This is a genomic window from Marinobacterium lacunae, assembly GCF_000705555.1.
In the GTDB taxonomy this organism is placed as follows: Bacteria; Pseudomonadota; Gammaproteobacteria; order Pseudomonadales; family Balneatricaceae; genus Marinobacterium_D; species Marinobacterium_D lacunae.
On sequence record NZ_JMQN01000012.1, the window covers coordinates 20,791 to 40,142 of the forward strand.

General features: G+C 55.0%; 17 protein-coding genes and 1 pseudogene. 8 read left to right on the top strand and 10 right to left on the bottom strand.

From position 1 onward, the window contains the following. Window positions 1-13: 13 nt before the first annotated feature. The 6 genes from ADIMK_RS02815 to ADIMK_RS02840 form a co-directional block, all read right to left on the bottom strand. On the bottom strand, window positions 14-1,663 hold the full coding sequence (locus ADIMK_RS02815) for a thiamine pyrophosphate-dependent enzyme (protein ID WP_036183364.1): 1,650 nt from the start codon (window positions 1,661-1,663) through the stop codon (window positions 14-16). A 220-nt stretch (window positions 1,664-1,883) separates the two neighbouring features. Continuing rightward, window positions 1,884-3,167 (bottom strand): TRAP transporter large permease, encoded by a 1,284-nt coding sequence (locus ADIMK_RS02820; protein WP_036183366.1) that lies wholly within the window; start codon window positions 3,165-3,167, stop codon window positions 1,884-1,886. After that, on the bottom strand, window positions 3,164-3,658 hold the full coding sequence (locus tag ADIMK_RS02825) for a TRAP transporter small permease (RefSeq protein ID WP_051692374.1): 495 nt from the start codon (window positions 3,656-3,658) through the stop codon (window positions 3,164-3,166). Before ADIMK_RS02825 ends, ADIMK_RS02820 begins: the two co-directional genes overlap by 4 nt. Before the next feature lie 27 nt (window positions 3,659-3,685). Further along, window positions 3,686-4,675: a TRAP transporter substrate-binding protein DctP gene (gene dctP, locus ADIMK_RS02830; protein WP_036183368.1), complete on the bottom strand. Its 990-nt coding sequence runs from the start codon at window positions 4,673-4,675 to the stop codon at window positions 3,686-3,688. A 61-nt stretch (window positions 4,676-4,736) separates the two neighbouring features. Further along, on the bottom strand, window positions 4,737-5,681 hold the full coding sequence (locus ADIMK_RS02835; protein WP_036183370.1) for a hydroxymethylglutaryl-CoA lyase: 945 nt from the start codon (window positions 5,679-5,681) through the stop codon (window positions 4,737-4,739). A 2-nt stretch (window positions 5,682-5,683) separates the two neighbouring features. After that, complete coding sequence (locus ADIMK_RS02840) at window positions 5,684-6,826, bottom strand: CaiB/BaiF CoA transferase family protein (protein ID WP_036183372.1); 1,143 nt, start codon at window positions 6,824-6,826, stop codon at window positions 5,684-5,686. 95 nt (window positions 6,827-6,921) lie between these two features. Between ADIMK_RS02840 and ADIMK_RS02845 the strand changes: the two genes are divergently transcribed. Next, window positions 6,922-7,854, top strand: coding sequence for a LysR family transcriptional regulator (locus tag ADIMK_RS02845; RefSeq protein WP_036183374.1), 933 nt, complete (start codon window positions 6,922-6,924; stop codon window positions 7,852-7,854). A 446-nt stretch (window positions 7,855-8,300) separates the two neighbouring features. On the opposite strand, the gene ADIMK_RS02850 is transcribed toward ADIMK_RS02845, so the two are convergent. After that, window positions 8,301-8,714, bottom strand: coding sequence for an aminotransferase class III-fold pyridoxal phosphate-dependent enzyme (locus ADIMK_RS02850; protein ID WP_051692375.1), 414 nt, complete (start codon window positions 8,712-8,714; stop codon window positions 8,301-8,303). A 107-nt stretch (window positions 8,715-8,821) separates the two neighbouring features. Then, window positions 8,822-9,526, bottom strand: a complete 705-nt coding sequence (locus tag ADIMK_RS02855; RefSeq protein WP_231516990.1) for a helix-turn-helix transcriptional regulator — start codon at window positions 9,524-9,526, stop codon at window positions 8,822-8,824. Window positions 9,527-9,841: 315 nt separating this feature from the next. Between ADIMK_RS02855 and alc the strand changes: the two genes are divergently transcribed. The 7 genes from alc to ADIMK_RS02890 all read left to right on the top strand — a co-directional run bounded on the left by alc (window position 9,842) and on the right by ADIMK_RS02890 (window position 17,554). Beyond that, on the top strand, window positions 9,842-10,867 hold the full coding sequence (gene alc / locus ADIMK_RS02860) for an allantoicase (protein WP_036183376.1): 1,026 nt from the start codon (window positions 9,842-9,844) through the stop codon (window positions 10,865-10,867). Next, window positions 10,864-11,382, top strand: coding sequence for an ureidoglycolate lyase (locus ADIMK_RS02865; RefSeq protein WP_036183378.1), 519 nt, complete (start codon window positions 10,864-10,866; stop codon window positions 11,380-11,382). Before alc ends, ADIMK_RS02865 begins: the two co-directional genes overlap by 4 nt. Window positions 11,383-12,004: 622 nt before the next feature. Beyond that, a complete protein-coding gene (locus ADIMK_RS02870; protein WP_051692376.1) occupies window positions 12,005-12,556 on the top strand; it encodes a TRAP transporter small permease in 552 nt (183 codons plus the stop codon). Window positions 12,557-12,558: 2 nt separating this feature from the next. Continuing rightward, complete coding sequence (locus ADIMK_RS02875) at window positions 12,559-13,845, top strand: TRAP transporter large permease (protein WP_156042764.1); 1,287 nt, start codon at window positions 12,559-12,561, stop codon at window positions 13,843-13,845. Window positions 13,846-13,899: 54 nt separating this feature from the next. Beyond that, entirely contained in the window at window positions 13,900-14,946 is a 1,047-nt protein-coding gene (locus ADIMK_RS02880; protein WP_036183380.1) for a TRAP transporter substrate-binding protein, read from the top strand. Between the two features lie 185 nt (window positions 14,947-15,131). Next, window positions 15,132-15,983, top strand: a complete 852-nt coding sequence (locus tag ADIMK_RS02885; protein ID WP_036183382.1) for a MurR/RpiR family transcriptional regulator — start codon at window positions 15,132-15,134, stop codon at window positions 15,981-15,983. 494 nt (window positions 15,984-16,477) lie between these two features. After that, window positions 16,478-17,554, top strand: coding sequence for a PA0069 family radical SAM protein (locus tag ADIMK_RS02890; RefSeq protein WP_036183404.1), 1,077 nt, complete (start codon window positions 16,478-16,480; stop codon window positions 17,552-17,554). Between the two features lie 117 nt (window positions 17,555-17,671). On the opposite strand, the gene ADIMK_RS02895 is transcribed toward ADIMK_RS02890, so the two are convergent. After that, the gene (locus ADIMK_RS02895; RefSeq protein ID WP_036183384.1) at window positions 17,672-19,087 is read right to left on the bottom strand and encodes an aldehyde dehydrogenase family protein; all 1,416 of its coding nucleotides are present in this window, start codon (window positions 19,085-19,087) and stop codon (window positions 17,672-17,674) included. Window positions 19,088-19,164: 77 nt separating this feature from the next. After that, window positions 19,165-19,352 (bottom strand): annotated as a pseudogene (locus ADIMK_RS22065) (hypothetical protein); the annotation flags it as partial.

A 19,352-nucleotide genomic window follows, 5' to 3' on the forward strand; every position in this document is an offset into this window, starting at 1 on the left:
CGATCGGTTTTGATCACAGGGTGCCCTGCGGGTGGATGAACTCCCAAGGAGAGCTTTCCTGACCGCGTTCCGACTGAATTTCGATCAGGCAAGGCTGATCCAGTTCGATGCATTTGGCCAGTATCGGTTTGAGCTCTGCCGGGGTGCCGACACGGTAGCCGCGCGCACCGAAACTTTCGGCCATCTTGACGAAGTCCGGGGTCCTCAGCTCAGAACCACAGAAACGGCCTCCGTAGCCCATTTCCTGATCGCGCCGGACGTTGCCGTAGGAGTGGTTGTTAACCACGATGGTGACCACGCCAATGTTGAATTCGACTGCAGTCATCAACTCTTGGACACCGAACATGAAGCCGCCATCACCGCAGACCGATACCACAGCCTTGTCCGGATTGGCGACTTTGACCCCAAGTGCGGTCGGGAAACCGTACCCCAGCGTGCCCTGATAACCGCTATCGACAAAGGTGCGTGGCTGGTACACCGGCAAGCCACCTATCCAGGTGGTGAAACCCATCTGAGACAGCTCGGGCACATAGAAGCCGTCACGTGGCAGTACCTGGCGAATCACATCCAGGTAGGCCATCTGCGGTTGTACCTTTTGCAGTGCTTGCCAGGCGACTGCCTTGGCACCGGCGATGTCATCCAGGCGGTCCGGGTCGGGTGATACCTTAGTCTGCAGCTGGTCAACGAGCTGCCGGCAAACGTGGGCCGCATCACCGATGATGCCCAGATCTGGGATGAAGGTTTCCATCTGGCCCGGGTCGATATCGATACGGATCAGTTTGGGGCCACTTGAAGGCTTGGACTCATACTGCATGTAGTTGCCCCAACGCATGTAGGGCATCTCCAGTCGCGAGCCAATGCCGATCAGCAGGTCGCAGTCGTCCCACAACTGGCGCGCCGCCACGGCGGACAGGCCCAGCGGATGGTCTTCCGATACCACGCCGCGGCCACTGCGGAAGGCGGTCACCGGTGCGTTGAGCAGCTCGGCCAGTGCCCTAACCTCTTCGGCGGCATGCAGGGCCCCGGCTCCACACATGATCATCGGCTTGCGAGCCTGGACAATCATGCGTGTGGCGGCTGCGAGGCTATCCGGATCCACGTCCACAGTATCAGTTGCCGGCACAACCGTTGCTGGCAACTCGACCTCGGCCTGTGCTGCCATGATGTCCCAGCACATCTCCAACGTGACCGGTCCCGGCCGGCCTCGTGCCACCGTGGCGTAGGCCTGATTAACGACAGCTTCGGTCTGCTGGGGGTCGGCAATGCTGAACGCATCTTTGATGATCGATTTCAGCGTGCCGGTCTGGTCCGACAGCTCGTGCAGATGGCCGCGTCCCTTGCCGACAAAACTGCTGGGAATCTGGCCGGTGAGGCCAACCACCGGGCTGCAGTTGCCCATGGCAGTACAGAGCGCTGCGGTGGTGTTGAGAATGCCGGGGCCAGGGACCACGGCGAAAGTGCCGGTCTTGCCGGATGATTTGGCATAGCCCATCGCCATGTAGGCGGCTGCCTGTTCGTGGCGTGGCACGATCAGGTTGAGTTTGTGCTTGTAGATACCGTCGAACAGGGGATAGATCTGTGCACCGGGGATACCGAAAATGGTATCCACGCCGTTTGCCACGACAGATTCGATAATGGCTTCGCCGCCGGTCATTTTGGTCATGATGTTTTCACTTTTATGTGTAACGTTCCCGCAGTCCAAGGGACACCCTGGCATCCGCGTCACAAGTAGCGGCACCATCAGGGTGTTGCTCTGCTCAATAGATGGCTGTTGTAGCGAGTGTCAGCGCACGACTATTGGTAAGGGTGGCGGTATGGCAATGCCGCGGATGCTTCTCGACCAGTGTTGACCGATCGAGAGGCTCCAGAGGTGAGAACTCAGGTTACTGACCATATCCAGCACCATAGGGCAGGAAGGTCGCAATATCGGGGATCAGGATCAGCAGTGCTAGGCCCGCCAGCATTAGCAGAACATAGGGCACCGAACCGGAAATGACCTCTGACAAGGGGGCGTCGGTGATGCCCTTGATCACAAACAGATTCATACCCACTGGTGGCGTGATCATGGCCAGTTCAAGATTCACCATCAGCAGTACCCCGTACCAGATCAGATCAATATCCAGTGCCACCATGGCGGGCAGGAGAATCGGTGTGGTGATCAGGATGATCGCGATCGATTCCAGGAACATGCCCATAACAAAGATGATGGCCATGACCATGAGGATAAATCCCCATTTGGAGAAGCCGACACTGATAACCCATTCGGCGATTTCGGCTGGTAAACGAATGATGGTGATCGCATGCCCGAAGATGTGGGCACCCAAGATAATGGCGAAGACCATCAGCGAGACCTGCATGGTTTCCATCAGCGCCTGTTTCAGTTCCTTGAGTTTGAAACGGCGGTAGATAACAGTGGCAACGATCAGCGCATAGAGAGAGCCAGCCGCAGCGGCTTCGCCAGGGGTGAATACGCCCAAATAGATACCGCCCATGACGAATGGCGGCATCATCAACGCCCAGAACGCCTTTTTGGCACTTTTCAACACGGCAGCGTGACCGGGATACTCGGGTGAGGACATCTTGCCCCGGTAGGCGTTAAAAACGCAGTAAACGGAGAACAGTAAAGCGACCAACAACCCAGGGACCAGGCCCGCCAGGAAGAGCGCACCGATAGACGCATCTGTGACTATAGAATAGAGAATCATTGGACCCGAAGGTGGAATCAGTATCCCCAGAGTACCGCCGGCAGCGACCACTCCCAGTGCAGACTTACGCTGATAGCCATACTTTACCATCTGCGGAATAGCACTAGAGCCAATGGACAGTGCGGTTGCCACAGAGGAGCCAGAAATGGACGCAAAGATGGTGCAGGACAGTACTGTAGCCACGCCCAGACCGCCCTTGATATGACCGATCAAGTTGTGGGCAAACTGGTAGAGGTCGTCGATCACATGCCCGCGAATCATCACCTGTGCCATGAAGACAAACAGGGGAATGGTCGCCAAGATGCTCTTGTCCATGGTGGCGTAGAGGGTATCGCCGATGGCAGTGACATTTTCGCCAAAGAAGGCCAGCACCGCGATGCCGGTTGCGGCCAGGGCCGCAAAAATAGGTACCCCGGCCAGCAGCAGTGCCAAAAGGCCCAGAAAAATCAGAATCGTGGTCATGAACGACTCTCCGGGGTGATATTGAGCAGGCGCTCAATAAATTTGGTCGCTGCCGCCAGGGCCAGGAGTGCTGAGCCAAGGGCCATGGGGATCTGTGTCACCCAGATGGGTGCGTCAAGCTCGCCCACGGAGTACAGACCAAAGTTACGGTTGAAGGTCAGTGTTTCCCAGGAGGCGTACAAAAAGACGATAGCCACGGCAAACACGACAGCGTATCCCAGCAAATTGAAGGCTTTCTGCACCGCACCCGAGAAAAGCGGCGTCAGTAAGTCAATCGCTATATGCCGGTCATCGAGCAGCACCGAACTCAGTCCGAGAAAGGCGGTCGCCACCATCAAGTAACCGAGCATTTCATCTGACCATGGCAGCGGTGCATTGAAGAAGTAGCGCGCCAGAACGGCGTAGCAGATCAGTGCAAGTACCATGAGAATGAGAAGGGCACTGAGTACCCCTCCCAGTCTGGGTAATACACGCAGCAGGATGAAAATCATGTTCATGTCCGTGATTACCCGGCTCGATTACTGCAGCTTTTCGATCAGCTTGATCAACTCATCGGTATCATCACCGGCCCACTTGGCGAAAGATTCCTTGAACGCCGGCAACATGACGTCGGACAGGGCCTGCTGTTCCTCGGCAGTAGCAACGTGCAGGTTGACGCCCTTGTCACGCAGCTGCTGAGGTGCGTCGGCAACCGCCTCTTCAGACAGTTCGAGAGCCCATTCCGCCCCCATCAGACCGGCAGCCTGCAGTACCTGTTTGTTTTCATCTGATAGATTGCTGTACCAACGTGGATTCGCAAAGCCGTGTGCGTAGACCGATATGATCGGGAAAACCGTCATATGATCCTGCACCTCGTAGTACTTGCGGCTGACCGCCGCTGCTATATCGGTAAGGCCTGCATCGAGGGCGCCTGTTGACAGCGCTTGATAGACTTCGCCGCCTGACATGGATACCGGAGAAGCTCCCATCTTTTCCAGGCCAGCATTGAATGGCGGTACTAACCCACGAATCTTGATTCCATTGAAATCTTCCGGCGCTTTGAGATATTTTCCGTTGGAAGTAAAGACGGATGTATTAGTCTGGAACATCCAGGTCAGATGTTTCAGTCCCTTGCCTTCCAGCTTTTGCTCCAAGAAATGTGCCGCATCGGAGGTTGGCCACTTTTTCCATACTTCTACGTCACTGAAAGCAAAGGGTGCCGTGGTGACCAGCATGGCCGGAAGGGTACGCCCCCAACTGAAATTGATGGCAAAACCGCACTCTATGTCCCCCTTGGCAACAGCTGGAATGATCTCCTTGGCGGAAACCAGGCTGTTAGCCGGATATATTTGAACCTGGAGTTCACCTTTGGACTGGGTTTCGATCTCGGCTGCCCACTTATCGATGGCTTGAGCGACTGTGTGCGTCGGTGGGAACTGGTGCGCACAACGCATGGTTTCGGTTGCTAGAGCCGCTCCAGAGGACAGTATGGAAGCACTCAAAAGGGATGCGGTTATTGTTTTTTTCATGGTCACGCTCCGTTATTTTATTATGCGTATTGAGTTTTGTTGGAACCGGTCGAGCCGGGAATCATGAGCAATAGACAAAATTCTTGGGGAGGCTTGACTTAGCTATATCACCGTACAGCGGCTCGTCCGGCATGCTTTCCTTAATCAGCTTGCGCGCCTGGACCAGTTGCTCGATATCGATGCCGGTCGCGAAGCCCATCTTCTCCGCCAGATAGACCATGTCTTCGATCACAACATTGCCGGTTGCACCCGGGGCGAAGGGGCAACCGCCAAGGCCGCCAAGGGAAGCATCAAAAATGGTGGCTCCCGCTTTCAGTGCGGCAGCAGCGTTGGCCAGCCCGGTCCCTCGGGTATTGTGCAGATGAACGACATAAGGACGGCCAGACAGCAGTCGGGTCATGCGTTCACACACAGCCGATACCTCGGTGGGGCCTCCATAGCCGACCGTATCCGCGACGCCGACCGTATCCACGCCGGCATCCAGACAGGCCTGGGCGATGCGGATCACTTCATCCGGGTCAACGTGTCCGGCGATCGAACAACCAAAAGCCATGGATATCCCCGCATTGATGATCGCATTCGGGTTGAGCTGATCGCGAAGTACAACGGCGTGTCGTATCGCCTTGATGCTGTCTTTGCGGCTGCGGCGGGCATTGGCCTGGTTGTGCTCTTCGGTGGCAGACATGACCACGGTCAGTTCATCTACATTGGCCTTGAGCGCTTCCTCTATGCCGCGCTCGTTGAGCACCAGTGCAACGGCTACGGCGCCAGGCAGACTGTGGGTAAAGTCGATGATCTCGCGTACGTCAGCGAACTGCGGGAAACGACTGACGGGCAGAAAGGAGCCGATCTCGAAATGGCGCACGCCAGCGTCGTACTCGGCCCTGATCCAGCGCTTTTTCTGCTCGGTATCTGGGTAGACTTCGGCCATCTGGATGCCGTCACGCAGACCCACTTCGCGGATGATGACACGATCATTGGGGTAGAGCGTTTCCACAAGGCTCATGCTTACTGCTCCTTCTCCACAGTTGCACTGAAGAACTCTGCGTTATGCTGGCCGATATCGGGCAGATCAAGATTGTCGGGCAGGAACGGATTACCATCGATCTCTATCGGCAGGCCCGGAGCCCTGAAAGTACGGCTTTGTTCATGAGAGACAAACAGCCCGTTGGGGCGGTTCACATGGACGTCTTCATACATTTCGGCCGGACGCGAGATGGGCGAGAACGGAAGCCCCTGCTCTTCCAGCGCGACAGCCAGGTCGTCAAACGACCGGGTGGCAACGGCCTTGGTGATCAGTGGGATGGTCCAGCTGCGAGCCTTGATCTGGTCGGGACGGTTTTGCAGACGTTCGTCGTCCAGCATCTCATTCAGGCCCAGTACCCTGCACAGAGCGCTCCATTGACCTTCGGTCACAGCCCCGATAAAGATCTGCTTGCCGGAAGCTGTCTTGAAAATGTCATACACCGGCCAGGAGAAATTGCGCTCCGGCATCGGCGGCTCTTCGGTACCTTCGAGGTCAAACTGGACCATGTGCTGTGCCACCAGGAACAGGCAGTTCTCAAAAAGACCGATACGCAGCGCGTGACCTTTGCCGTCACGCTGGCGAGCCAAGAGGGTTGATACCACCGCAAAAGCGCCGAAAAGACCGCCCATGATGTCGTTGGCGGAGGAGCCGATACGCAGCGGCCGGCCAGTCGGTCCGGTCATATACGCCATACCGGTCATCATCTGCACAACCTCATCCATGGCGGTACGGTTTTCATAGGGACCGTGCAGGAAGCCCTTGCAGGAGGCAATTACCAGGGAAGGATATTTTTCCTGCAACTGAGCAGGAGAGAGGCCCATTTTTTTCAGAGACTGGTCACGGAAGTTCTCGATGAATACATCGGCGCTTTCAAGCAGTTGATGCAGTTGGGCACGGTCAGGCTCGCTTTTGAGATCCAGAGTGACGGACTTCTTGCCACGATTGAAAGTCGGAAAAAAACCTCGACCCATGCCGGTCAGGTTACGGGTCTTGTCACCTTCGGGCGGTTCGATCTTGATAACCTCTGCCCCCATAAAAGCCAGAAACATGGCGCAGGAAGGCCCCATGATCATATGGCTCATTTCGACGACGCGGACCCCAGAAAGTGGCTTATTGTTATGCATACCTGTCTCCAATTCGCTGATGGACAAGTTATAGCGCCACACATAGAATCTTAAAAATATATTATTCTTATCGATGGCATCTAATAAACAGAACTATGGATCTGAGACAGCTGAAATACTTCATGGCGATCTACGAACTCAGAAACCTTTCCCATGCGGCAGACCACTGTAACGTGGCCCAATCAGCAGTAAGCCACCACTTGTCACGGCTGGAAGATGAGCTGGGCACAGCCCTATTCAAACGCCGTGCCCGAGGTATGGATCCGACTGCAGCCGGTGAGCGACTATACGAACACGCCGTCGCAATTTTCAGCCGCTTGAGCGCGGCAGAAGATGACGTCAAAAATGGCGGAAAGGTCGTGTCTGGTGAAATTACGGTTGGCATGCCGTACAGTGTGATTAAGGTGATCGGTGTGGAACTGATGAAAACCGTGCGTGAACGCTATCCAGCAGTCACCCTGGTGCTTAAGGAGGCGCTATCGGGGATCGGTTTTGATCATTTGGTGACAGAGCAGTGTGAATTTTCGTTGCTATACAACCCACCACAGGATGACCGTATCCGGCAAAAGCCATTACTAGATGAGCAGCTCTACTTTATTGGCCACCCAAGCCTGCTGTCTAATGCTCCTGATCCGCTGGAGTTTAAGGAGTTAACACGGTATCCCCTTATGCTTCTATCCAGCGGCTCTTTTTCACGTGCGCTTATGGACAAACCCCAGCTACTGCACACATTGGAGCGAGCCAGCACGGTTCGCCTGGCATCTGTTGCGGCCACAATTGGCTGCTTGGAGGCAGCCATTGGCTGTACCATTGCACCCCAATCTCTAGTGCCAGATCAGCTTGAACAAGGAACTCTCATTTCAAGACGTATCATCAACCCGGCACCTTGGCGTACGCTTTATCTTGCTCAGCGAACCAACAGCAAGCCGACTTTTCTATCCGAAAAAATAGCAGAGCTTGTAGAAGAGTTGGCAATGTGTTCCGTCACAGATGGCAGATGGCCAGCAACAATGCATACCAATCGATGAATAGTCGTCCTTGGGAAATTTATATTAGGAGTGTCGGGCAAATACCAAGGACAGCATTTCGAGAAGACGAATAGCCAGACTGGGACACGCACGCTTTATGTCTGTAAAAGGCCAAATGTGGTCGGTGGGATAGCACTTTCCGCCACGTCAGCTAAGGGTCGTTACCACCCTCTGAGCGCCCTGCTGAGGTCTTTGGGTGACTTGGACCTGAGGCAACCTTCATCCTCGATAACTGTGCGATTTCAAGAAAGGTGAGAAAACGTCCTAACCATTCCATCTAATGTGAGAACTTGGGGGGCGATAGGAAACCTCATCGAGGTCATGGTGCTAATTCAGGGGGAAAGGTCATGCCCTGGCCGGAACCGGTCACGATGGCCACGCGGCCAGTCAAATCCACTTTCATACACTTACTCCGTTCGATTCACAAAAAAGCCGCCATTGGCGGCTTATTCAAGGTGTAGTGGTTCAATGATCCCCTGGCCGCCGGTGCAGTAGCGCGCCATGCGCAACGCCAGCTCGTTGGACTCGCTGCCGGTACAGGTCAGCATCGCCATCTGCAGGCTGTCGTCGAACGTGGCGGTGAGCCGCTCCAGGTAATCGACGATATTGTTGTGCAGGTAGCGGGTGTGGATATTCAGAGTCGATGCCTGGTGGCTCAGCGCCTCGACCACGCGGGGGTTGCAGTGGCCCACGTGGGGCACGTTGTTGTAGACATCCAGGTAACGCTTGCCCTCGTTGTCCCAGAGCCAGACGCCCTCGCCACGCACCAGTTGCAGCGGCTTCTCATAAAATAGTGGGCTGTGATGCCCCATGACACGGTATCTTCGCTGGAGAAGATCCTGGGCCAGTTGATCCGACATACGATTCTCGCCTCCTCAGGGTCGATTACTCGACTGATTCAGCGTTCAGTATTGGGATTCAGGGCACAATGCGGGATCCACCGGAAGGTGGACTTGGGGAAATAGCCTCAGCTGTTCAGGTCCAACAGCACCTTGGCAACCAGCTCGCTGCGTTTTTTCACATCCGTTTTTCTGAAGATCCGTATCAGATGGGTCTTCACCGTGGCTTCACCCAGGGTGAGTTGGGCTGCGATCTCCTTGTTGCCGCTACCGCGCAGCACCAGCTCCAGCACATCGAGCTCGCGTTCGGTCAGGCCGTACTTGTCGGCGATCCCTTCACGCTCGCGCTCCCGGCGCGGTAGATAAACGGCGTTTAACGCGTATTCGAGAAAGGGCTGCACCTTTCTCAGAAGCGCCAACTCATCAGCGCGGAAATTACCCAGAGACTCCTCGCGCATCATGCTCAGCCCAGCGATGATCCGACCTTCGCGGCGGAAGAACATATCGGCCACGTAGCGGTGATTAAACGGCACCATGAAGTTCTGGTAGTAGAGCGTCTGTTTAAGATGATGAGGCGCGATGCGCGAGTCCAGCGTGACCAGTACCTCGTCACTGTTCGCGAAGCGCTCCGGGTTTAGCGGATCCAGTGAGCCATACTCGGACGAATAGGCCTTTTCCGCATCCGGATTAAGGTTGTAAAGCACGGCACCTCGATGCTGCATATCGGGATCGACCAGGAAAAAGGCTGAACTGCTCAGGGAGACCAGGCTACGGACAAGTTCCAGGCTCTTCTCTTGGAACTCCCGGGGGTCTGTATGTGCTAGTGACATCATGGCATCTCAACTCTTCCGTTACGCAAGGGCTAATTAACATCATAACCTTTCCCCCACCCCGCGTCTGACGGAAATTTTAGACCTCCTCTCTCGACTCCTACGACAACATGCAGAAGGATCGATAATTATTTTTCAACATGCAATTATATGAAAATAAATTATTGCCATTATCGAAAAACTTAGTATGCTGCTGAAGTGTTCGAAGCTAGTCAGCACCGATGTCGGGCCAATAGGTTTTCGCACAAGCGCACACACGGACGAACGTGCAGCTAGTCTGGAGCAATCATTAACAGCACGAAATATAGGGTTTTAATAATGACAAAAACAAACATCGACACTATTTCCGGCCGCTGGCCTAACCTTGCTGACGATCGTTTTGGCTCCAAGATCGTTCACTGCACGGATGATTTCTTCGCAGAAGCAAGCCGCATGTTGTCTTACACCGATCCAGTCTGGAAAGAGGGTGTATTTGACGACAATGGTAAATGGATGGACGGGTGGGAATCGCGCCGGAAGCGTTATGAAGGTTATGACCATGCCATCGTAAAACTCGGTTTGCCCGGCACGTTCGAAGCTGTCGATATTGATACCACCCACTTCACCGGTAACTTTCCGCCATCGGCATCGCTGCAGGCGTGCTACTGCGAGGAAGATGAGCCCGGCGCCGATGCCGAATGGATAGAGGTACTGCCCTCGGTCAGCTTATCCGGCAATTCCCATCATCTTCATCTCATTGCTGACAACCGTCCCTGGACCCACGTTAAGCTCAATATTTACCCCGACGGCGGTATCGCCCGGTTGCGGATTTGGGGGCGTCCTTACACCCAGTTGAATGCCAGTTCGAACGGAGAGCCCATTGATCTGGCGTCAATCCTTAACGGCGGCCGAACCCTCTCGTGTAGTGACGAGCATTTCGGCCGCATGGCGAACATCCTCAATCCGGGCCGAGGCATCAATATGGGCGATGGTTGGGAAACAGCTCGACGTCGTACTCCTGGCAACGACTGGGTTATCGTCGCGCTGGGTTATCCCGGCAACATTCGCCAGGTTGAGATCGATACGGCCCATTTCAAAGGTAACTATCCGGACAGTTGCTCGATTCAAGCGGCGTATGTCAAAGGGGGCACCGACGACCAGATCGAAACTCAAAGCCTGTTCTGGCGCGAACTCTTACCGGCACAGAAGCTTTCGGCGGATGCGCAGCATCAGTTTCAGACAGAAATACATGACGTGGGCCCGATCACCCATGTACGGCTCAATATTTTCCCCGATGGCGGTATCAGCCGTTTGCGGCTGATCGGCACCCCGCTACAGGAGCCCAGTTCCGAGGGTGACTCATGAGTCGCCCCTTAGCACTATTACCGCTGACTCGGGAGCGGTTCGCACCCTTTGGTGATGTAATCGAAATGGACGGCAGTCGGCGCTTTGACATAAACCAAGGTGCCACTGAACGTTACCACGACACCGCGAGAATCTTCAGCGAACCTATCGATGGTTACCCCTCGATCAGTCTTGCTCGTTCTCAGCCGCTTCCTTCACCGCTGACAATCACCATGCTCGAGCGTCATCCGCTTGCCAGTCAGGCGTTCATACCCTGGGATCGCAGGCCTTTTGTCGTTGTCGTCGCACCGGTTAGTGAAAAGGTTGCCAGCACTGATATCCGCGCCTTCGTCAGCAACGGTCAGCAAGGTATCAGCTATCACCCTGGCGTATGGCATCATTCGCTACTTGCCCTGTCTCCCGATCAGGACTTTATCGTCGTCGATCTGGTAACGCAGAAGCAGAACTGTGAAGAGTACTACCTTGGCGACCAGCATCAGCTCACAATCGACTTTTCTTCTCTGCTTACCGAGTAGCTGAAACTCCATTCAGGATAATGGAAAACCCCGATCATACTGATCGGGGTTTTGTTTTTCAGCGACTGTATAAAACCGGGGCTTCGGACTTTACCTGCACTTTTAGGCCCGATTGGGGCCTGCTTTTACCTCATGACGCTTGTCGGATCACCCACTTGAAGAGCACTTTCAAACCAGCCAAGCCTAACCCCATTGCTTCAGTTTTTGGGTTAAGAACAGCCCACTCAATGAAATAGTAACAACCCAACCAAAACACCCGATACATTTATTATTTTTTTTGTATACACTTAAAACAAAAAAATTATCAAACAATCCACAAAATCTGTACAAACACACGTCAACGAATAAAAAACATTAACATAATTAAACTTAAATCATAGATATCAATAACTTATGATTTTAACGCATCGAGATAATTGTATACATTAATCTATAGAAAAACAGAACAATCAAGATTGTTAATACACAAGATCGCGAATTGAAAAAATTAATTTTCATATTGACCAATACTGAAAATTAGTTATCATCTCGAATGTTGTCACAGACTGAACCAGTCCCCAAAACAACGCTTTAAATACCCTCAAACCCAATAACTCTAATAACATGTAGGAGGAGGTGTGCGATGAACGCCGCCGTAAGAGCTGAACCCCGATCACTGAGCGCATATGCCGGGGTGCTCAGCGAAAATTTGGCACGACTCGTTGATAAGCTTTGTCTCGTGTTATTGGTCGCACTCATACTGGATGTATGGCTCGGCATGTTGGCACGTACCTCGTTTTTCCCTTTCCCGCTGACCTTTACCGAAGAACTCGCCCGCTATCTCATGATCTGGCTCGCATTGTTAGCGGTGTCCAGTGCCGTTTCACGCAGGCAGCACATCGGTATGCTCTTCGTGTTCGAACTTTTACCTTCACAGCTCCACAAGCCGCTTCTCGTTGGACTCGACTTATTAGCCTTGGCTTTTTTCGGATTCCTTTTCTACTACGGACTGTCTTTTGCCGGTGACGGTGCTAACCGGGTCACCATGATTTATGGCCTCAGCAAGTTCATTCCCTTTGCCTCGGTGCCAGTCGCGACAGGCCTGGCATGCGTTCAAATTCTACTTAGCGCCGTGCGGGATATGAGCAACGAACATGCAGAGCCCGGCAGTGCCGACGTTCAGGGGGAGGAGTAATCATGATTTGGGTCGCATCAACATTTTTCTTACTGCTGATTCTAGGATTGCCGGTCGGCTATACCCTGGGCATCGCCGGTGTCGTTGGCATCCTGCAGATGGGGGGGCCGGAATTTCTACCCATGGCGCCCTCCCGTTTCTTCGCAGGACTTGATCTGTTTCCATTTCTGGCCATGCCATTCTTCATCCTGGCGGGCGAACTGATGAACCGTTCTGGCATGACCGAGCGCATTGTCGGCCTCGCTGATGCGTTGGTCGGCTGGCTTCGGGGCGGCATGGCACATTCAAATATGGCGGCATCCGTGTTTTTTGCCGGTATCACCGGGTCAGCAACTGCTGATGCAGCGGCGTTCGGCAACACCCTGGTGCCCGCCATGGTCCGACAGGGCTACACCCGCTCTTTTGCCTGCGCCGTAACTGCTGCAGGTTCGATCATCGGCCCAACCATTCCGCCGTCAACCCTAATGGTTATCTACGGCTCAATCATGGGCGTCTCAATCGCGGGGCTTTTCGCCGCTGGCGTATTGCCCGGGCTTTTGATCGCCGTTCTCTGCATGGCTGTTATCGCCATCCTTGCCCGACCACTGAACTTACCGAAAACGGGTGATCGCCCCAGCCCGCGTATCATCTGGGTTGCGTTCAAAAACAGCCTGTCATCGCTGGTGCTGCCTGTGATTGTTCTCGGCGGCATTCTCACTGGCCTGGCGACACCGACCGAAGCTGCCGCGCTAGCGATACTCTATGCGCTGATCTTCGGCCGGTTCGTTAACAAGAAGCTGCCCAATCGGGAAATCGTCGACGTACTGATTCGTACGAGCCAAATAACAGGTGTGGTATTCCTGATCATCGCATCAGCATCCATCCTGGGCTGGTGGATGACCTTCGAACAAATTCCCCAGACGATCGCCGCCGCTTTTCTGGCCGTATCCGACAACCCCGCCGTCATCATCGGTTTGATTCTGGCACTGTTGCTGATCATTGGTCTGTTCATGGATATCAACGCCAGCTTGATCATCCTGGCGCCGGTTCTGGGACCTCTCACCCATCAGATCGGTATGGATCCTGTACACGCCGGCATCATGATCGTATTAGCGCTAAACCTGTCGCTGATGACACCACCGGTTGGCGCTTGCCTGTTCGTACTCTCTTCGGTTACCGGAGAAAAGATCGAATCGATCGCGAAATCCCTCTGGCCTTTCCTGATTGCGGAACTCTTAGTGCTGTTCCTGATCGCCTATTGGCCTGATCTAACGCTGCTGTTACCGAGGCTTTCCGGCTTCGTTCAATAAGCAGTTTGCTCTGATGCTCCTTTGCAAAATAACAACACAAGGTGGAATAACACTATGATCACAATAAAAAAACCTCTTGTATCCCTGGCAACCATCGGCCTGAGCGCGATGATCTGGGCAGCCCCCGCCTCAGCTGAAAAGGTGATGAAGATCGCCCATATGAACCCGGGAGGTCCGTTTGAAAGTCATGCCGGGGCAATGGTGACGGTATTTAAATCCCTGGTTGAGGCAGGAACCAACGGCTCCATCAAAGTGCAGCACTTCCCGGATGGGCAGTTGGGTAAAGACAACGAGGTAATCGATCAGGTACGGATGGGCGTTGTGCAGTCCTCCATCTCCTCAGCAGGAGGTGTAGCGCAACACTATCCGCCAGTGGGTGTTTTCGATCTACCGTTCGCCTTCCCGAACATTGCGACGGCCCATGACGTTATTAACCTGGACAGTGATTTCGGCAAAATGTTTGCCGAGGACATGCATGCCAAGACGGGCTTGAAAGTGATTGGCCTGCTCGACAGCGGTGGCTTCTTTGCGCTGACCAACTCTAAGAAAGAGGTGACAACGCTGGATGACATGAATGGTCTGAAGATCCGTACCATGACGCTGCCGACCCACGAGACCATCATCAACTCCGTGGGAGGCAAAGCCACGCCTCTACCTTGGGCCGAGGTGTATACGGCGCTGCAAACCGGCGTCGCCGATGGGCAGATGAACCCGGTCCCGACAATAAGCTTCGCAAAATTCGAAGAGGTTCAGCCGTACATGACATTGACCAACCACATCATTACCCCCTACGTGTGGATGATCAATGAGAAATTTTATGATGGCCTGACACCTGAAGAGCAGCGCGTGGTAGATTATGCGGCCAAGGCTGCAGTCGACGCGGGCCGCGGCGTTTCCCGCCTGATCGAAGCATCTGATACCCGCGGCTTGCCTTATCTGGCCAGCAAGATGAAGATCTCGACCCTGTCCGAAGAAGAGCGACAGAAGTTTGCAGCTGCAACCCAGCCAGCAGTGAAAAAGCTGATTGAAGAGCAGTATGGAGACGAAGGCATGAAGCTGATGCAGGCGCTCGAATCATCTATCGAGAAAGCGTCCAACTAATCGGGGCTTTCAGAAAGAACGCCGTGGGCCTCAGGGCCCCGGTGTTCCGTACGTTTCAGGGCTATCTGTGTTTCGAGGTTTCGATGCATGTTTCGAACGTTTTTCACTTTCGGCTGGGCGGGCGTATCAAATCGAAGATATAGATGAACGCAATACGGGCAAACGCCCACGGAGCGGAGGTTGCCATGACACTGCTGATCGAAGACCGTCTTAAGGAAATCTACGAAGAGTTGCCGCGCAGTGAGCGGTTGCTGGCCGATATTATTATCGATTTCCCCGGAGATCTGGCGACTCACTCTATTTCCGAATTGGTTACACGCGCCAATACCTCCAATGCCGCTGCTACCCGTCTGATAAAGCGCCTGGGCTACAAGGACTTCCGCGAACTACGTAAGCTTGCTCGCGAAGCCAAAGCTGAAGGATCGCCGCGCTACTTAAACACCCTCGATCACCACAGCGGTGATTTCCAGAGCGACATCAAACAACACGTCGACTGCGAAGTACAAAACCTGTTACGCAGTTTCGAATCCCTCCAAGAGACGACCGTTCGGGCCATCATCGACGCCATCGGCAAGGCTGACAGCATATGGATCATCGGCTACGGCAACAGCTATATGCCTGCGATGTACCTGCGTCAGCAGTTGATTCAGCTGCGGCCAAACGTCGAGATACTGCCGCGTCCCGGGCAGGCGATCGAGAAAGATCTGTCAGGACTGTCCGCGCAAGACCTGGTGGTCGTGATCGGCTATCGGCGGCGCAAAGAGATCATCTATCGCTTGATGAAGTACGCACAGGATATCGGCGCGCCTGTACTCTACCTGACGGATCACTCCGAGGAGAATACCGCCGGGTTGGCGAACTGGACATTGCGTTGCATGGTGAAAAGCACATCGCTGTTCGACTCCTATATTGCCGGATTCAGCGTGCTGAATTACCTCTGCGCCTCTGCCTCCGACTATCTGGGCCACGCCGCTTCCGAGAAGTTGGCCCGAGCCGAGCGGCTACACAATATCTTCAGCAAGATCGAGGAGATCTGAGCCGTTTGAGGGTAAACCAATCGGGTTGCCCGACAATGAGGTAACAGACGCGCCAACTCTATTCAAAGCAGGTCACTCGCTCCTAATCTCACATCGGGTGGAATGGTTAGGACGTTCTCTCACCTTTCGTAAAATGGCAAAGTCATCGCGGGTAGAGGATACCACCCAAAGCCCCCAGCAGGACGCTCAGAGGGTGGTAACGGCCGTTAGCTGACGTGGTGGAGAGCTACCGCATAGACCGTTGTTGGCCCTTTGCAGATGTTGGGCTCGTAGGTTCTGGGCGTGATCAGCTGCCTGTGCTTCCCCTTGCTAGCGGATACTGGCCAAAAAGTCTTTGTAGCTATTCGATCCTAAATGATGACGCCTTTTCGCGACCTTGAGACGGCGTTTCGTGCTCAATGAGATTTGACACCCTTAGCGTACATTCAGGCCAGTTTGCAGCCTGAACAGAGTACTGTATATTCATACAGTTAATAATTATGAGCAACGCTATCATGTCTGCTTCGAAACCTATGCGGGGCCGCGGCGCCCTGAGCAATCCGGCCAACCGATTCGCTCCAACCCACCGGGAACTCGACGCCGAAGCGGCGCTCTACGACGGCGAGAGCAGCGACAGAATCGCCACGGTACAGATCAACGAGCGGCCCAAATCCATTATCAGCCGTAACCGTTCCCCCGATGTACCGTTCGCGCAATCAATCAACCCGTACCGCGGCTGCGAACACGGTTGTATCTACTGCTTTGCACGGCCGAGCCATGCCTACTGGGACCTCTCCCCTGGGCTCGATTTCGAAACTCATATCATCTGTAAAACCCATGCGGCCGAGCAGCTGGAGCAGGAACTGCGGGCGAAAAACTACCGGTGCCAGCCGATTACGCTAGGCGCCAACACCGATCCATACCAGCCGCTGGAGCAGCAACGTCGCACCACCCGTGAGCTGCTGGAGGTGATGCTCCGCTTCCGCCAGCCAGTGACGATCATCACCAAAGGCGCACTGATCACTCGGGATCTCGACCTTCTCGCCGAGCTAGCCCGACAACAGCTCTGCTCGGTGATGATCAGCATGACCACACTGGATCCCCAGCTAAAACGCACACTTGAACCACGTGCTGCAGGCCCCAGCACCCGCTTAACGGCGATCAGAGAGCTGACCGATGCCGGTGTGCCGGTCGGTGTGCTACTTGCGCCACTTATTCCAATGATCAATGACGCAGAGCTCGAAGCCATTGTCGAGGCCAGTGCAAGCGCCGGAGCACGCTCTGCAGGCTACATCTTCATCCGCCTGCCGCATGAGGTGAAGGTGCTATTTCGCGAATGGCTGGACCAACACTACCCGGACCGGGCCGAACATGTGATGAGCCTGATTCGTCAGAGCCGCGGTGGGCGTGAGTATGACAGCCGGTTCGGCAACAGGATGCGCGGTGAGGGCCCGTTCGCCGATCTGATTGAGCAACGTTTTCGGCTGGCACTCAACCGTTACGGGCTGAGTCGAAGGGAGGGGCTTCAACTGCGGACAGACCTATTCTCGGTACCGCCTCAAGCAGGCGATCAGTTGGCACTTTTCCGCTAAGTCTGTCTGCGTATCCCCGGCTATGTTACACACACAAAAAAAGGCCCCTGCTCGGGGGCCTAATGTTTTACTCCGGTCTACGGGAGCCAGGGGTGAAAAATGATGCAGTACCAGGCGCTAGGCGCGCTTGATGCTGAGCAGCTGAGACTGGGTGTACTCGAGTAACCCCTCCTCGCCAAACTCGACGCCAAAGCCTGACATCTTGCAACCGCCGAACGGACAGTGCGGCAGGACTTCAGCGTGATTGTTAATCCAGGTGGTACCGCACTCCAGTCGCGCTGCAACACGGCGTGCCTGATCGATATCGGTGCCCCATACTGAGCCACCCAGCCCGTTGGGGTTGTTGTTGGCACGGGCAATCACATCTTCGATATCGCTGTAGCGGATCACCGGCAGTACTGGGCCGAACTGCTCTTCATCGACCAGACGCGTGCCGTCGGTAATGTCGGCGACGATGGTCGGGGGGTAGAAATAGCCACTGCCGGGAAGTGCCGCACCACCGCAGAGTATGTTTGCGCCCTGTGCACGGGCATCCTCGACCAGTTCGCTGACCAGATCGAACTGCGCCTTGTTCTGCACCGGTCCGAAGGTCACACCCTCTTTGACACCCGGCCCTACATTCTGCTGTTTGGCGATCTCGACCAGACGGTTGCACAGCGCCTCGTACTGGGATTCATGTACATACAAGCGCTTCAGCGCCGCGCAGGTTTGCCCCATGTTGAGGAAGGCGGTCTGGAAGATACCCATCGCCACCGCGTCGAGATCCGCATCGGGCAGGACAATACCGGCGTCGTTGCCACCGAGTTCCAGCGTCAGGCGCTTCAGGTTATCGGCGGCATTGCGCATGATGTCCTGACCGGTCGGGGTGGATCCTGTGAATACGATCTTGCGGATATGCGGGTGACCGGTCATGGCACGACCAATACCGCCCTCGCCGGTGACGATGTTGATCACACCGGCCGGTACCTGCTCGTTGATCAGTTCAACCAGACGCAGGGTGTTGAACGGTGTCAGTGAAGAGGGTTTAACGACAACCGTGTTACCGGTACGTAGCGCAGGCATTATGTGCCACACCGCGATCATCAGCGGCCAGTTCCAGGGGGTGATGGAACCGACCACACCCAGCGGTTTGTGATGCAGTTCGGCCAGGCGCTGCTCGCTGTCCTCGATCACCTTGACCGGGATCTCCAGCTCGGCGGTGTAGCGGGTCCAGGCGATAGCACCACCCACCTCCATCTGCGCCAGCGCCAGCGGCTTACCCTGCTCCCGAGTGACAATCTGCGCCAGCTCGTCGGCGTTGGCTTCGATCGCATCGGCGATACGATGCAGGATCGCCTTGCGCTCTTCGTCAGAGCTGTACTGCCAGCTTTTGAACGCTTCGGCCGCGGCTGCGACCGCCTGATCGACCTGTTCCGGTGAGGCGGCGGGGCAATCGGCAAAACGCTCACCCGTCGCCGGGTCGATGACTGGGAAGGCATCACGGGCTCCAGCCACTGGCTGGCCGCCGATAAACAGGGAATATTTTGTCTTCATTGCACTGATCCTTTGGGGCCTGTGAGCACAGTAGCCGACCCCGAAGTCGGCTCTGCGCTGATCTGTCTCTTATACGTTTAGAACGGAACGATCGCTAATACCTGGAAGTAGGTGTTGGTGTCATCGTTGCCCTGGGTGCTGGTGGCGTCATCCGGGGTGTAGAAGCCAACCAGCGGGCTGATGATCAGGTGATCGTGTGCCACCCACTCGGCCCAGATGTCGATCTCGCTGGCATCGTTGCTACCGGAGCCGCCGACGGTGTCGC

Coding starts and splice junctions, on each gene's coding strand:
- ADIMK_RS02855 (WP_231516990.1), bottom strand. CDS start 9,526: ATGATGTCACTAGCACATACAGACCCCCGGGAGTTCCAAGAGAAGAGC.
- ADIMK_RS02835 (WP_036183370.1), bottom strand. CDS start 5,681: ATGAGCCTTGTGGAAACGCTCTACCCCAATGATCGTGTCATCATCCGC.
- ADIMK_RS02820 (WP_036183366.1), bottom strand. CDS start 3,167: ATGACCACGATTCTGATTTTTCTGGGCCTTTTGGCACTGCTGCTGGCC.
- ADIMK_RS02885 (WP_036183382.1), top strand. CDS start 15,132: ATGACACTGCTGATCGAAGACCGTCTTAAGGAAATCTACGAAGAGTTG.
- ADIMK_RS02870 (WP_051692376.1), top strand. CDS start 12,005: ATGAACGCCGCCGTAAGAGCTGAACCCCGATCACTGAGCGCATATGCC.
- ADIMK_RS02865 (WP_036183378.1), top strand. CDS start 10,864: ATGAGTCGCCCCTTAGCACTATTACCGCTGACTCGGGAGCGGTTCGCA.
- ADIMK_RS02895 (WP_036183384.1), bottom strand. CDS start 19,087: ATGAAGACAAAATATTCCCTGTTTATCGGCGGCCAGCCAGTGGCTGGA.
- dctP (WP_036183368.1), bottom strand. CDS start 4,675: ATGAAAAAAACAATAACCGCATCCCTTTTGAGTGCTTCCATACTGTCC.
- ADIMK_RS02825 (WP_051692374.1), bottom strand. CDS start 3,658: ATGATTTTCATCCTGCTGCGTGTATTACCCAGACTGGGAGGGGTACTC.
- ADIMK_RS02875 (WP_156042764.1), top strand. CDS start 12,559: ATGATTTGGGTCGCATCAACATTTTTCTTACTGCTGATTCTAGGATTG.
- ADIMK_RS02890 (WP_036183404.1), top strand. CDS start 16,478: ATGTCTGCTTCGAAACCTATGCGGGGCCGCGGCGCCCTGAGCAATCCG.
- ADIMK_RS02840 (WP_036183372.1), bottom strand. CDS start 6,826: ATGCATAACAATAAGCCACTTTCTGGGGTCCGCGTCGTCGAAATGAGC.
- ADIMK_RS02815 (WP_036183364.1), bottom strand. CDS start 1,663: ATGACCAAAATGACCGGCGGCGAAGCCATTATCGAATCTGTCGTGGCA.
- alc (WP_036183376.1), top strand. CDS start 9,842: ATGACAAAAACAAACATCGACACTATTTCCGGCCGCTGGCCTAACCTT.
- ADIMK_RS02880 (WP_036183380.1), top strand. CDS start 13,900: ATGATCACAATAAAAAAACCTCTTGTATCCCTGGCAACCATCGGCCTG.
- ADIMK_RS02845 (WP_036183374.1), top strand. CDS start 6,922: ATGGATCTGAGACAGCTGAAATACTTCATGGCGATCTACGAACTCAGA.
- ADIMK_RS02850 (WP_051692375.1), bottom strand. CDS start 8,714: ATGTCGGATCAACTGGCCCAGGATCTTCTCCAGCGAAGATACCGTGTC.